This window comes from Herbaspirillum huttiense, from assembly GCF_004367745.1.
Classification (GTDB): Bacteria; Pseudomonadota; Gammaproteobacteria; order Burkholderiales; family Burkholderiaceae_D; genus Herbaspirillum; species Herbaspirillum huttiense.
This window is the reverse complement of the sequence record NZ_CP037993.1, coordinates 317,010-331,313: the sequence shown is the minus strand read 5'-3', so window position 1 is coordinate 331,313 and position 14,304 is coordinate 317,010. Positions and strand designations below refer to the sequence as shown.

Here is a 14,304-nt window from a genome sequence, read left to right as displayed (position 1 = left end):
GCACACCTGCGGACTTGCGGATAACCCCAGGCAACATTTTCTTCACTCGGGTTAACGCAAACCCGCATGGTGTAATACGCACGACACATTTCCTCGCTACGCTGCGCATCGCTATAAAAACTATAGCGCTACAAATCGTATAACGAAGCTTCGAGGAGTGTGGCATGCGCAGTTGGGACGAACCCAAAAAACGGAAGGCCCGCGTCGAGATCATCCCGATGATCGACGTCATGATGTTCCTGCTGGTCTTCTTCGTGCTGATCAGCCTGAACGTGATTCCGGCCCTGGGCCTGAAGACCCAGCTGCCCAGTTCGTCCACCGCCCAGGATCTGAAACCGCAGACCAAGGCCGTCATCACCATCGCCAAGGAAGACGTGATCCAGGTCGATGGCGAGAACACCACCCTGGACGCCCTCACCGCCCGCCTCGACAAGCTGCGCAAGGATGGCGAGAAACTCAATCTCATCATCAACAGCGACCGCGGCGTGGAAGTGCAGCGCCTGGTCGACGTGATGGATACGCTCAAGAAGGGCGGCTTCGATTCCATCTCGATTGCCACCCGCAAGCAGTGATGATGAACGTTCCCATCCTCTTCCGTTTCCGTGAGCCGCTGGCCACGCTGCCCTCGCTGGTGGTACTGGCCGTGCTGATCCTGGCCGGCGTGCAGAAAGTGACCGAACTCAAGCGCAAGGAAGATCCGCAGCCGGTGCAAATCTCGCTGACGGAAATACCGCCGCCTCCGGTGCCGCAACCCAAGCCGCAAGTGGAACCGCAGCCCAAGCCGGTGGAGCCGCCGAAGAAACAGGAAGCACCCAAGCCCGTGGCCAAGCCGGCTCCGGTCAAGCAAGCGCCGGCCCCGGTGGACCCGGCACCGCCCTCGGCCACCGCACCGATCCTGCCGGCCACGCCGCCGCAACCCAGCGCTCCGGCCGCACCTCCGGTGCAGTCCGCGCCGGTGGCCCCGCCGTCGCCGCCGCCGGCCAACACCGCCAACATCGAGCAGACCTACGTCGGCCAGTTGCGCGCACATCTGAACAGCATCAAGCGCTATCCGACCGGACGCGAAGCCAGCACCCTGCGCCCGCAAGGCAAGGTGCGCGTGTGGTTCGTGTTGAAGCGCGATGGCAGCGTGGTCGACAGCGGCATCGAGAGTTCATCGAACTCCATGCTGCTCGATGATGCCGCCCGCAAGACCATCAATCGCGCCGCCTTCGCGCCCTTCCCGGAAGACAGCTACAAGGGCGAGAGCACGCACCGGTTTACCGCCGATCTGGAATTCATTCCCGTCTGACGCGGCCCGCTGCAGAACGCAGAGGGCGCGCACCGGGCGCAACGATTTCGACACGCAGTTCAACAAACCCAGGGGAACACGACATGCAATGCAAACTCACCCGGCTGTCCTTGCTGATATCCGGGCTCTTCATGGCAGGCGCACCGGCCTTCAGCTTCGCCCAGTCCACCACCACTGACGTCGGCACCGTGACCGTGCAGGGCGGCGGCAGCGCCAGTGCCGGCACGGCTGCAGCCACCGGCCTGATCCAGGCGGAAGATTCGCCCAAGGCGCGCAGCTCGGTCAACCGTGACTACATCGAGAAGCAATCGCCCACCGGCACGCCCTACCAGATGATCAACCTGCTGCCCGGCGTCAACACCTACGACAACGACGGCTCGGGCCTGTTCGGCGGCAACATCCGCGTGCGCGGCTTCAACAGCGACCAGCTGGGCTTCACCATCAGCGGCGCACCGGTCAACGACTCCGGCAACTTCGCGGTCTATCCGCAGGAGTACACCGAGCCCGACAACCTGTGCAACATCTTCGTGACCCAGGGTTCGACCGACACCGAAGCCCCGCACGTGGGCGCCACCGGCGGCAACATCGGCATGACCTTCTGCGCACCGGAAGACCAGCAGCGCATCCGCGTGACCAATGCCTTCGGCTCCAACAGCCTGTGGAAGCGTTATGTGCGCTTCGACTCGGGCAAGCTGCTGGACAACAAGTTCAAGTTCTTCATCTCGTACTCCAAGACCACTGCCGACAAGTTCAAGGGACCGGGCGGCGCCATCAAGGATCACGTCGACATCGGCACCAATTTCGACCTGGGCCAGGGCAGCTTCATCAACGCCAACCTGCTCTACAACCGCCAGCTCAACAACAACTACCGTTCGCTGACCAAGACCCAGATCTCCCAACTGGGCCGCAATGCCGACTTCGGCAGCACCATTCCACAGCACCAGCCCGCAGTGGCCGGTACCGCGCAGAACGACACCACCTATGCCCCCAACGTTGCGGCCAACATCGCCAACAACGCGTACTACGCCTACAACCTCAATCCCTTCGAGAACTGGCTGGGCACCATCAATGCGCACTTCCAGCTGAGCCCGACCTCCAGCCTGGATATCGATCCCTACTTCTGGTACGGCTTCGGCACCGGCGGCAACCAGCTGCAGACCGTGCGTGAAGGCGGCGTGACCGGCGCCAGCCAGCTTGGTGGCGGCGCACGCGACGTCAACGGCGACGGCGATCGTCTCGATACGGTCTACGCCTACGAAGGCAGCCGCACCCGCACCTATCGTCCGGGCGTGACCTTCAAGTTCAACCAGCAGCTGGACAACCACCGCATCCTGGCCGGTTACTGGGTCGAGCGCGCCCGTCACCAGCAGACCGGCCCCTTCAGCCGCGTGGACAACAACGGCAACATCGCCGACCTGTGGCAGGACAATTCGGACCAGTGGCTGCGCAATGCCGATGGCTCCATCTTGCAGTACCGCGACACCATGACCGTCAGCACGGCGCAGTCGATCTTCCTGCAGGACAGCATCAGCATGATGAACGACAAGCTCAACGTGCAAGTCGGCGGCCGCTACTCCTCCATCGACCGCGACTTCACCAACTACCCGAGCACCGGTTCCACCAGCGGCACCAACAGCTATTCCAGCGCCGGCTACTACAAGGTCAAGAAGAACTACGCCGACTTCCTGCCCAGCCTGGGCGTGCGCTTCCAGCTCGATGAGAAGCAGTCGGTGTTCTTCAATGCCGCCAAGAACTTCAAGGCGCCGGGCAACTTCTCCTACTTCGGGCTGCTCTCGGGCGGCACCATCGTCAACGGCCAGCTGGTCGGGGCGACCCAGCGCGAAGTGCCGGTGGACAAGGAAACCTCCTGGAACTATGACCTCGGCTACCGCTACAACACCGAGAAGTGGATGGCCTCCGGTTCGCTGTTCTACATCGATTATCACAACCGCATCGCCAGCGCCTACAACCCGGACACCAACAACAAGACCGACTACAACGTCGGCGACGCCAGCTCGCACGGCCTGGAACTGGAAACCGGTTACGCCTTCACCCGCAACCTGTCGATGTATGGCTCGCTGTCCTACATCAAGAGCAAGATGAAGCAGGACCTGCGCAACAGCTCGACCCAGTTCCTGCCGACCTCGGGCAAGGAATTCCCGGATACGCCGAACTGGCTGTCGGGCCTGTCGCTGCAATACCAACAGGATGGCTGGTACGTGTTCGGCCAGGCCAAGTACACCGGCCGCCGCTACACCACGCTGGTCAACGACGATGCACTGGGTGGCTACACCCTGTTCAACGCCGGTGCCGGCATGACCTTCGCGTCCACCACCTGGCTGAAGAAGCCGACGGTGCGCCTGAACGTCTACAACCTGTTCGACAAGCAGTACCTCAACCTCAACGGCGGCAGCGGCAGCCAGTTCACCACCAACGCAGTGGCGGTCAACGGCATCCCTGGCACCGATCCATCGCTCTACATCGGTGCCCCGCGCACCTTCACCGTCACCCTGACCGCGGATTTCTGATCGCGGCCTGAACCGGGCGGCCCGCACCTGCAACACGGGCCGCCCATCACTGCAAGAGAGGCAAGCATGAACATGCAACTACTCCACGAACTGGCCTTCTACCTGATGTACGCCTGCGCGGCGCTGGCCATTTTCGTCATCGTCGAACGCGGCCTGTTCTTCGGCTACACCATGCGCCAGGCCACGGGCCTGGAGCGCGCCATGACGCACGCGGTCCAGCATCTGCAGGAACTGCCGGCCGAACTGACCACCCGTCCCAGCCTGCCGCTGGCCCTGGTGTCGGACATCCTGGCCGAGAAGCATCACCTGCATACCGAGAAGGACCTGGAAGATTTCAGCGAGTCGGTCTACATTGCCAAGCGCGGCGAAGTGCAGCAGCGCCTGTGGATCCTCGATACCATCGTGACCGCTGCGCCCCTGCTGGGCCTGCTCGGTACCATCCTCGGCATCATCGACACCTTCAAGGCACTGGCGGTGCAGGGCGTGTCGGACCCGGGCCAGGTGTCGCAGGGCATCGGTACGGCGCTGTATGCGACGGCTCTGGGCATCGGCATTGCGGTGGTCGGCATGTTCTTCTTCAACCTGTTCCAGGAACGCATCGAGCGCATCAACGATCATCTGAAGGTCCTGATGCTGCGCGCCTGCGTCGGCCGCCTGAACCCGCAGCCGCAACACAGCCCGCAGCCGCAGGGCAAGCTGCACATCGCCTGAGCGCCACACTGACTTCTCCCTTGCCGACATCATGACCCTCGCGCCACGCCGTCTTCTGCTTCGTCTCGCTGCCGCCTTCGGGCTGGTTCTTTCGCTGGCCACACCGGTCCAGGCCGAATTCGCCATTCCCGGTTTCGAACTGGTCCACACCGTGCCGCGCGAAACCACGCTGGCCACGCCGGACCTGCGCGATGCGGCCGTGGTGTGGAAGGAAATGTTCGACAGCGCGCAGCGCGAGATCGTGTTCGGCCAGTTCTACGTGGCCGGGCAGGATGGCGAGGCGCTCGATGACATCATGGCGCACCTGGAGGCGGCCGGACGGCGCGGCGTGAAGATCCGCTTCCTGATGGAAAAGAAGGGCGAGTTCGCCTCGGTCCCGGCCACCATCGAGAAGCTCAAGCGCATCCCGAACCTGGAATTCCGCCAGATCGATTATTCCCGCATGACCGGCAACGGCATCATCCACGCCAAGTATTTCGTGGTCGATGGCCGCAGCGCCTATGTGGGCAGCCAGAACTTCGACTGGCGCTCGTTCTCGCACATCCACGAAACCGGATTGAAGATCACCGACCCGGCCGTGGCAGCGCAGGTGCAGGCCATCTTCGAGATCGACTGGGCGGCGCAGGCGGCCATCGCCGCCGGGCAAACCCCGGTCATGACCAACCGCAGCGTGGTCCCGGCCGATGTGGCGCGCGGCAATTACCTCGTGGCCAGCCCGAATGCCTACAACCCGCCCGGCGTGGGCGATTCGCAAAGCGAACTGGTACGCCTGATCGGAGAAGCGCAACAGGAAGTGCGGGTACAGTTGCTGGACTATGCGCCGCTCTCCTATGGTCCCAACCACACCCGGCCCTATTACGCCGTGATCGATGATGCCCTGCGCGCAGCGGCCACGCGGGGCGTGAAGATCAAGCTGATGGTCTCCAACTGGAACACCGAGGCCCCCGCCATCCGCTACCTGCAAAGCCTGGCGGTGCTGCCCAACGTGGAGATCCGCATCGTGACCCTGCCGCAGGCCAGCAGCGGTTTCATCCCCTTCGCCCGGGTGATCCACACCAAGGCCATGAGCATCGATGGCAAGGTGGCCTGGGTCGGTACCAGCAACTGGGCCGGCGGTTATCTGGACAACTCGCGCAATCTGGAAGTGGTGCTGCATGACGCTGCCATGGCACAACGCGTGGCGGCCCTGCATGAGCAGACCTGGAGTTCGGCTTATGCCCACCCCATCGATGTGCTGAAGCTGTATCCGAAACCGGCCAAGGGCAAGCCCGCCTCGGAATGATTCGACCAGGAAGCGCTGTTTGAACACCGCTTCCGCGATTCCCTGCCTGCTGGTCTACACTGACGAAATGTAGCGTTGTTTCGTCATTGTGTAGCATCGACCAGGAGAACCGGGATGACCAGGCTGGACCAACTCGACGACATCGACCGTCAACTCCTTTCCATCCTGCAGCTGAACGCCCGCGAACCGGTGGCCGAGATCGCCCGCCGCCTCGGTGTGGCGCGCACCACCGTGGTGGCCCGCATCGAGCGGCTGGAACAGACCGGCATCATCGGCGGCTATACCCTCAAGCTCGGGCGCGACGTGGTCGACGCCAGCCTGCAGGCCTACGTGGGCGTGACCGTGCAGCCGCGCGCCGGGCGCGACGTCATCCGCCGCTTCGGCCGCATTCCGGAAGTCCACCAGCTCTGCGCGGTCAGCGGCGAATACGATTACGTGGCCTGGCTGCGCGTCAATACGCCCGAGCAACTGGACAAGATCCTGGACCAGATCGGCGAAATGGAAGGCGTGCTCAAGACCACCACCTCGGTGGTGCTGGCCCGCAAGATCGACCGGGGAGATGCCGCCAGGACGCGTTGAAAAGCACGCGGATTTCGCCGGATTGCACTGGCAACGCTACATAATGTCGAAAGCGCACTGCAAAGTGACGAAAGCTGCGCTACTTTCTGACGATCTGGTAATGGTGTCCGTCACGGCGGCTTCCTAGAATGAATCATCGTATCCACTTTGATTCAGGAGCCCGTCATGCGTACCGTCCTCCTCGGCTGCGGCCATATCGGCCAGACCATCGCCCGCCTGCTGGCTGAATGCGGCGAGGGCCGCGACTACAACGTCACCATCGCCGACCACGATGCCGCGGCCTTGCAGGCCATCGCGGGCGTGCATGCCGAGAAGGCCGTGGTCGACTCCTCCGACCCGCAGGCCCTGGCGGCACTGCTGCAGCGCGCCGACGTGGTCATCAATGCCCTGCCCTATCACATGGCCATCAGCGTGGCCACGGTGGCACGCCAGACCGGCACCCACTACTTCGACCTGACCGAGGATGTGCAGGCGACCCGCGCCATCGCTGCGCTGGCCGAGGGCGCGCCCTGCGCCTTCATGCCGCAATGCGGGCTGGCCCCGGGCTTCATCGGGATTGCCGCACACCACCTCGCTGCCAGCTTTGAGGAAGTACACGAGATCAAGATGCGGGTCGGTGCGCTGCCGCAGTATCCGACCAACGAACTGAAATACAACCTGACCTGGAGCGTGGACGGGCTCATCAACGAGTACTGCCATCCCTGCGAAGCCTTGCGCGACGGCGAGCGGGTGATGGTCGATCCCCTGGCCGACCTCGAACACTTTTCACTGGAGGGCGTGGAGTACGAGGCCTTCAATACCTCGGGCGGGCTGGGCAGCCTGTGCGAGACGCTGGCCGGCAAGGTGCGCCATCTCGACTACAAGTCGGTGCGCTACCCCGGCCACCAGCAGCGCATGAAATTCCTGCTGGGCGATCTCGGGCTGCGGCATGATCCGGCCTTGCTCAAGGACATCCTGCGCAAGAGCGTGCCGGCTACGCTGCAGGATGTGGTGCTGGTATTCGTCACCGTGAGCGGGCTGCGCGCGGGCAAGCTGATGCAGGAAGTCTTTACCCGCAAGATTGTCGCGCAAGAGCGTGCGAGCCGGCGCGAGAGCGCCATCCAGACCAGCACCGCCGCCGGCGTCTGCGCGGCGCTGGACCTGTTCCGTGCAGGCCGCCTGCCCGCACGCGGCTTCATCCGGCAGGAACAGATCGGCTTGCCGGAGCTGCTGGGCAACCGATTTGGCGCAGTGTATGCCTGATGCGCATTGCGAGCGGGACGGTTAAGGGAAATCGTGCCGCACCGTCCTGGCTGGATTCATCCAGAGGGGACGGCTGGCGGAGGCGGCATGACGGGCAGAACATGAATATATACATATTGTCTAAAGTTAGATAATATGTTTCACATGACTTCCCGCTCCCGCAAAAAGAAACCCGACCGTCCCGACCACGCCCTGCTGCTTTCACAGTTGCAACAGGTAGCGCAAGGTCTGGGCGAGACCTTTGCGCCGTTCTGCGAAGTGGTACTGCACGACCTGCGCGATGCGGATCACTCCATCGTCGCCCTGCACAACAACCTGTCCGGCCGCGAGGTCGGCGACGCCACCACCGAACTGGGTCTGGCGCGCATCGCCGACGAGAGCTATCCGCAGGTCCTCACCAATTACGCCAACACCTTGCCGGACGGGCGACAAGCCAAGAGCACCTCGATCGGCATCAAGGATGCCGATGGCAAATACGTGGCCGCGCTGTGCATGAACATCGACCTGACCCTGTTCGGCGCGCTGCAGGGCATGCTGCGCCAGTTCGGTGGCATCGACCAGGGCGTGCGCGTGGCTGAAACGCTGGAGCCGGCCGGTGCCGAAGGCCTGCGCAGCCGCATCGATGCCTTTGCCGCACGGCTGTCGACTACGCCGCGCAGCCTCAAGGCCGAAGACCGCCGCCAGCTCATGCGTGAACTGCGCCAGTCCGGCTGCCTGGATATCCGGCGCGCGGCCGAGATCGTGGCCGCGCATCTGGGTGTCTCGCGCGCCACCGTCTACAACGACGAGAAGGAGTGAGCGCGGCCCTCGCGCGCTTGCTCTCCGTCATGTTCATCGTCACTGTCTCTTTCCATCCCACTTGAAGGAAACCTCATGATCCCCGTCTCCAGCGCTACCGAATCCCCCAGCTTCGCCGATGTCCTGCTGGCCGCCGAACGCATCAAGCCGTGGGCGCACAGAACGCCCGTCCTGCGTTCGCGCACGGCCGATGCCGAAGTGGGCGCACAGCTGTTCTTCAAGTGCGAGAACTTCCAGCGCATGGGGGCCTTCAAGTTCCGCGGTGCCATGAATGCGCTCTCGCAGTTCGACAGCGAACAGCGCAAGCATGGCGTCATCACCTTCTCCTCCGGCAACCATGCGCAGGGGACCGCGCTGGCCGCGCAGTTGCTGGGCATTCCCGCCGTCATCGTGATGCCCGAGGATGCGCCGGCAGCGAAGGTCGCCGCCACGCGCGGCTATGGTGCCGAAGTGGTGATGTATGACCGCTATACCGAAGACCGCGAGGCCATCGGTGCGCGCCTGGCCGCCGAGCGCAAGATGACGCTCATCCCGCCCTACGATCATCCGCACGTGATGGCCGGGCAAGGCACGGCCACGCTGGAACTGCTGCAGGAAACCGGTCCGCTGGATGCGCTCTTCGTCTGCCTCGGCGGCGGCGGCCTGCTGTCCGGTGCGGCGTTGGCGGCGCGGGCACTGTCTCCCGATTGCAAGATTTATGGCGTCGAACCGGAAGCCGGCAACGATGGACAGCAGTCGCTGCGCGCGGGCCAGATCGTGCATATCGATACGCCCAAAACCATCGCCGATGGCGCGCAGACGCAGCATCTGGGCAAGTACACCTTCGACGTGATTCGCCAGCTGGTGGACGACATCCACACCGTCAGCGATGCCGAGCTGGTGTCCGGCCTGCGCTTCTTTGCCGAGCGCATGAAGATGGTGGTCGAGCCGACCGGCTGCCTGGGCTTTGCCGCCGCCCGCAAGCTGAAGGAGCAGCTGCAGGGCAAACGCGTGGGCGTCATCATCAGCGGCGGCAACATCGACCTGGGCAAGCTGTCGGGTTATTTGTCCTGATTATCGGGCGCATCAGTGAGCCCGATCGCACGCGACTTCGTTTTGGCCTACAGTGTTGAGCCCTCATCATTCAATGCTGATCCCTCCACTCACCCACAAGGACTGGAAACACCATGCCCCATCTCGTACTGGAATACACCGGCAATCTCGCCCTCGATGTGCAACCGACGCTGCTCAAGCTGAACCAGGCACTGGTGGCCAGCGGACACTTTGAAGAAAACGCCATCAAGGCGCGTGCCGTGCGTCTGGACAACTACCTGGTCGGTACCGCACCGGAGGCCAAACGTGCCTTCGTGGCGGTGCGCCTGGCCATCCTGACCGGCCGCACGCTGGAAGACAAGAAGCAGATATCCGACCTGCTGGGCGCGGCACTCCAGAAGGACCAGAGCTGGCCCAAGGATCTGCAGGTACAGCTCACGGTGGAAGTGGTGGACATGCAGCGCGAGAGCTACTTCAAGCTCGCCCTGCAATAAGCTGCGGGCCTGCCTGCGCCATCACGGCGCGGCCCTCAAAACGAAAAGCCGCACGGTGCAGACCGGGCGGCTTTTTTTGCTGGTGCACGACAGGTGCGCGATATTGTTCTTGTGATGCCGCGCGACCGTGCGTGGTCAGTGCATCCGAGCTTCAGGATGCCAGTGCGGGTTCGCGCAGGAATTCGCGGAACTGCACCACGTTGCCTTCCGGATCGAAGCCATCGCAGGCACGAAAATCCGGACCACTCCATTCGGCCTCGGCCGCTTTCATGCCACCGCCGAGCTGCTGCGTGGCGAGTCGGGCGTGGGTGAGCGAACGCACGGGAAGGAACAGCTTCACCGGCACGTTCTCGCGCAGCACCGGTGGCGAAGTGATCTCCACCGTAGCTGCACTGGCTTGCGGAATCGCATGAATCACCAGCAGGAAATCCTCGGCTTCGATCACTACTTTCTCGGCCTGGGCCTGCTTGGGAACCACCGCCAGCACCTGCGCATAAAACGCGGCGAGGCGGGCTACATCTTTGGCGAACAGGACTGCGCCTGCTTTGGGCTGGGTCGACATCTCTGCTTTCAAAAACGTTGATCGGATCAAACAAGGAACGGCAGAGTTTATTTACGACCATCGCGCTTGGCAAGCATTAATCGTCTCCTTGTGGCGACAGCGTTATGTCGCTGTGTGGCGACGCCCTTCCGTCGCCTTTCCCCCGACATATTGCAGAGCAATATAAGAATCCGCTGACACGCGAAAGTGGTGCTGTCCGATGTTCATTTCAACGCGAAAAAACTAATGTTACATATCGCCGGTAAGAGACTAATAAATCGTCAATTGTCAGCATGATCAGCCAAGCTGTTTGTATGTGATCGGAATAGCATCGTTTGCGCTACGAACGCGTATAAATTGTAAGAGGATGTTCCAAATCGGTTTACTTCCGAACTCGATCTGCTACCTTGATGTCGCAGGGCAACATGGTGTGTGGCGAAGAAAAAGAAAAATATTTCCACTTGCACACCGCTATGCCACGCCGTCCTCCCCACTGCAGTCCACTGCGCTGACGGCGACCAAACATAACGCAACACAACCCTCACGAGTATCGCGCCATGAACATTCGAGATTTGCACGCTCAGTACACTCCCGAACGCTCCATTTTCAAGCGGACCCAAGCTGCGCATCGCGCCATGACGGACAACGCCTCCCAGCGCATCGAGCTTGCGCACACCGACAGTGACGCCGATGCCTGGCTGGAACCGGCCCTGTCCGACTTCATCTCGCTGGCCTCCAGCGTCTGCGGCACGCCCATGGGCATGTTCAGCCAGCTGCACGCCGACATCGGCCTGCAGCATCCTTACCTGTCGGTCAACAATGGCCGTGGCGATGCCCGCAACCAGTGGTGGCGCTTCCCCGGCCAGACCGGGGTGATGCGCAATGCGGTCGACTTCTCGCTGTGCGAAATGGCGGCCCGTACGCCGGGCCAGATTACGGAAGTGAATGACCTGTCCAGCGATCTGCGCTTTGCCACCAGTGCGCTGGCACGCGGTAATCCGGCCGTGCGTTTTTATGCGGGTGTGCCGCTGGTGTCGGGCAATGGCGACATCCTCGGGACGCTGTGCGTGATGGACCGCGTACCGCGCACCCTGACCCCGGCACAACGTGACGCCTTCCAGAAACTGGCACGCCAGCTGGAAGCACAGATCGACAGCCATCGCGCCATGCAGAAGCTGGAACAGCAGACCATGACCGATGCCCTGACCGGCATCGGCAACCGCCGCAGTTTCGATTCGCGCCTGCGCGAAGAATGGACACGCCATCTGCGCAATGCCCGTCCGCTGACCATGCTGATGGTGGACGTGGACTACTTCAAGCAATACAACGACACCTATGGCCACCCGGCCGGTGATGCGCTGCTGGTGCAACTGGCGCGCGTGCTGCGCTCGCCGTTGCGGGCCAGCGACTTCCTGGCGCGTTACGGTGGCGACGAGTTTTCGCTGATCCTGCCGGATACCGACGAGACCGGTGCCATGCAGGTCTCGGAACGCATCAAGCAGTCCGTGGCCCGCGTAAAGTGGCCGCACACCGACATCGAGATCAGCCTGGGCGCGGCGACCGTGACGCCTTCGGAAATGTGCGACTTCAGCGCCTTGCTGCATGCGGCTGACCAGGCCATGTATCAGCGCAAGCATGGGCGCAATCCGCGCAATGCATGAGCTCGCTGCTTGCCGCTGCTGACGCTGGCGCAGAAACGAAAATCGCCGCTGTGAAAACAGCGGCGATTTTTTATGGGCCGTAGCGAGCTCTCATCGCCCTTGACTGGCAGGCGGTTTGGAAAGCAGAGAGAGCGCCACCAGCATCGACAAGCCTACCACCACGGCTCCCGCGAGATACACGCTCTGTACCCCCGCATGGCTGGCCAGCGCACCGGCCAGCGGGCTGGTGATGCCCAGCGACAGATCCAGGAAGGCCACATACGCCCCCATGGCCAGGCCGCGCGTCTGCGGTGGTGCGCGGCGCATCGCTTCCACACCAAAACCGGGGAACGCCAGCGAGTAGCCGAAGCCCGTCAGCGCAGCACCGGCATAGGCCATCCAGCTGCTGTCGGCCTGCCAGATGAGCAACTGGCCCAGCAATTCGATGACCACGCACACCAACGCCACTTTCGCGCCACCGATCTGGTCCGGCAGATGGGCAAAGAACAGGCGTGCCACGATGAAAGCGACACCGAAGCTGGTGAAGGCCAGCGAGGAATCCCCCCACGACCGTGCCGCAAACAACAAGGCGATGAATGCCGTGATGACGCCGAAGCCGACGCTGGAAAATGCCAGCCCCAGGCCAGGCTGCCACACGGCACCCAGCACCTGGTAAAAGGGCGTGCGGCGGCTGGCACCGGGCGCTACGCCACGCAAGGGGCTGACCGCCAGCAGCGCCACTATCGGCAAGAGCACGCTCACACCGGCAATCCCCGCAAATCCCCAGGCCTTGCTGACGGCCACACCCAACGGTGCACCGCCGGCCATGGCTGCATAGATGGCGATGCCGAGCCAGGCCATCACCTTGCCGCCATGCTGCGGCCCGACCAGCGCGATGCCCCAGCCCATGGTGCCGGTGATGACCAGGCTCTCGCCCAGGGCCAGCAGGACGCGTCCCGCCAGCAGCACCGCCACCGAGATGGCCGGCTGGTCCAGCCAGAGCAGAGAGGCCAGATAGATCAATCCCGACAGCGCCGCAGCCACGAAGCCGCCGACGACAGCGCGCTTGGGGCCACGCAGATCCGCCACGTTGCCGGCCCAGGCGCGCGAGAGCAGCGCCGCTGCAAATTGCGCACCGACCACCACACCCACTACGGTGGCATTCATGCCCAGTGCTTCCTTCAGGTGCAAGGGCAGCACCGGCAACTGCAGGCCGATGGTGAGAAAGGCGATGAAAACGGCCAGCGTCAGCGGTGCAAGCGCCTGCAGGACTGATGTGCCGGTGCCGGCGACGGTGGCCGGCGGGATGGAGAGAGGCGGGTCTGCCTGTTTTCCGTTCATGGGAAACCTCGAAGAAAATTGTGAAGGGTGGACTCGGGAATGTTGCGGAAGTCCCGTTGATGGCAGGAACGCTGCGCAGTAGAATGCGACGAATCCGTCATATTCCGTCGAATGGCAGTATGTGACGGATTCGTCAGGTTTCCTAGTCGCATTCCATTTACGTCTTCGCCTCTTCCCCCTTCTCCCCATGAACAAGCCCCGCCGCCCCGAGATTTCCCTGCGCAAGACACCGCAACAGGCCCGCTCCACCGAGCTGGTGGCAGCCATCCTGGAAGCTGCTGTTCAGGTTTTGCTGCGCGAAGGTGCGCCGCGTTTCACAACGGCGCGCGTGGCCGAGCGCGCGGGCGTGAGTGTGGGATCGGTGTACCAGTATTTCCCCAACAAGGCGGCCATCCTGTTTCGCCTGCAGGCCGACGAGTGGCAGCAGACAACGGCGATGGTGCGCCAGTTGCTGCGGGAGACGGACAAGCCACCGGCACGCCGCCTGCGCGAACTGGTGCATGCCTTTTTACGCAGCGAATTCGAAGAGGCCCAGGTACGGATGGCGCTGGCCGATGCCGCACCGCTCTACCGCGATGCGCGCGAAGCGGAAGAAATGCGCCATGACTGGGACGGCATCATCGCGCAATTCATGCGCGAAGCCTTGCCGGGAGTGTCCGCACCACGACGCAAACGCGCGGGGCAATTGATGATGACCACGCTCACCACGGCGGGCGAACATCTTTCGCGCGGCACGCTGCCTGAGAAGGAAATACGCGCCCATGGCGAGGCCATGGCTGACATGTTCTGCGCCTATCTGGACAGCCTGCAGCCGCGCTGAATCGC

Annotated in this window: 14 protein-coding genes; 12 read left to right on the top strand and 2 right to left on the bottom strand. The window is 63.0% G+C overall.

Annotated features, from left to right (window positions below; genetic code table 11):
* The first annotated feature begins 164 nt into the window (after nt 1-164).
* From E2K99_RS01545 to E2K99_RS01500, 10 genes are all read left to right on the top strand, one after another.
* Nucleotides 165-572 (top strand): ExbD/TolR family protein, encoded by a 408-nt coding sequence (locus E2K99_RS01545; protein ID WP_034330477.1) that lies wholly within the window; start codon nt 165-167, stop codon nt 570-572.
* Entirely contained in the window at nt 572-1,291 is a 720-nt protein-coding gene (locus tag E2K99_RS01540; protein WP_134221115.1) for an energy transducer TonB, read from the top strand. The genes E2K99_RS01545 and E2K99_RS01540 overlap by 1 nt, the downstream gene beginning before the upstream one ends.
* An 83-nt stretch (nt 1,292-1,374) precedes the next feature.
* Nucleotides 1,375-3,819 (top strand): TonB-dependent receptor, encoded by a 2,445-nt coding sequence (locus tag E2K99_RS01535; RefSeq protein ID WP_134221114.1) that lies wholly within the window; start codon nt 1,375-1,377, stop codon nt 3,817-3,819.
* A 66-nt stretch (nt 3,820-3,885) separates the two neighbouring features.
* Nucleotides 3,886-4,530 (top strand): MotA/TolQ/ExbB proton channel family protein, encoded by a 645-nt coding sequence (locus tag E2K99_RS01530; protein ID WP_039787660.1) that lies wholly within the window; start codon nt 3,886-3,888, stop codon nt 4,528-4,530.
* A gap of 31 nt (nt 4,531-4,561) precedes the next feature.
* Nucleotides 4,562-5,812, top strand: a complete 1,251-nt coding sequence (locus E2K99_RS01525) for a phospholipase D-like domain-containing protein (protein ID WP_134221113.1) — start codon at nt 4,562-4,564, stop codon at nt 5,810-5,812.
* A 114-nt stretch (nt 5,813-5,926) separates the two neighbouring features.
* Nucleotides 5,927-6,391, top strand: a complete 465-nt coding sequence (locus E2K99_RS01520; protein WP_088755819.1) for an Lrp/AsnC family transcriptional regulator — start codon at nt 5,927-5,929, stop codon at nt 6,389-6,391.
* Nucleotides 6,392-6,556: 165 nt separating this feature from the next.
* Nucleotides 6,557-7,633 carry a saccharopine dehydrogenase family protein gene (locus E2K99_RS01515; RefSeq protein ID WP_134221112.1) on the top strand — a complete coding sequence of 359 codons (1,077 nt, stop codon included), beginning with the start codon at nt 6,557-6,559 and terminating at the stop codon, nt 7,631-7,633.
* Between the two features lie 135 nt (nt 7,634-7,768).
* Nucleotides 7,769-8,431 carry a helix-turn-helix transcriptional regulator gene (locus E2K99_RS01510; RefSeq protein WP_134221111.1) on the top strand — a complete coding sequence of 221 codons (663 nt, stop codon included), beginning with the start codon at nt 7,769-7,771 and terminating at the stop codon, nt 8,429-8,431.
* A 75-nt stretch (nt 8,432-8,506) separates the two neighbouring features.
* Nucleotides 8,507-9,484 (top strand): threo-3-hydroxy-L-aspartate ammonia-lyase, encoded by a 978-nt coding sequence (locus E2K99_RS01505; RefSeq protein ID WP_121042449.1) that lies wholly within the window; start codon nt 8,507-8,509, stop codon nt 9,482-9,484.
* A 113-nt stretch (nt 9,485-9,597) separates the two neighbouring features.
* Nucleotides 9,598-9,957 (top strand): 5-carboxymethyl-2-hydroxymuconate Delta-isomerase, encoded by a 360-nt coding sequence (locus tag E2K99_RS01500; RefSeq protein WP_134221110.1) that lies wholly within the window; start codon nt 9,598-9,600, stop codon nt 9,955-9,957.
* Nucleotides 9,958-10,108: 151 nt separating this feature from the next.
* Here the strand turns inward: E2K99_RS01500 and E2K99_RS01495 are convergent, their stop codons facing one another.
* Entirely contained in the window at nt 10,109-10,519 is a 411-nt protein-coding gene (locus E2K99_RS01495) for a VOC family protein (protein WP_034331147.1), read from the bottom strand.
* Between the two features lie 551 nt (nt 10,520-11,070).
* Between E2K99_RS01495 and E2K99_RS01490 the strand changes: the two genes are divergently transcribed.
* Nucleotides 11,071-12,159 carry a GGDEF domain-containing protein gene (locus E2K99_RS01490; protein ID WP_121042444.1) on the top strand — a complete coding sequence of 363 codons (1,089 nt, stop codon included), beginning with the start codon at nt 11,071-11,073 and terminating at the stop codon, nt 12,157-12,159.
* A gap of 90 nt (nt 12,160-12,249) precedes the next feature.
* Here E2K99_RS01490 and E2K99_RS01485 read toward each other — a convergent pair whose 3' ends face one another.
* Nucleotides 12,250-13,479: an arabinose transporter gene (locus tag E2K99_RS01485; protein ID WP_134221109.1), complete on the bottom strand. Its 1,230-nt coding sequence runs from the start codon at nt 13,477-13,479 to the stop codon at nt 12,250-12,252.
* Between the two features lie 187 nt (nt 13,480-13,666).
* Here E2K99_RS01485 and E2K99_RS01480 point away from each other — a divergent pair, with 187 nt between their 5' ends.
* On the top strand, nt 13,667-14,299 hold the full coding sequence (locus E2K99_RS01480; RefSeq protein ID WP_134221108.1) for a TetR/AcrR family transcriptional regulator: 633 nt from the start codon (nt 13,667-13,669) through the stop codon (nt 14,297-14,299).
* The last annotated feature ends 5 nt before the right edge of the window (nt 14,300-14,304 follow it).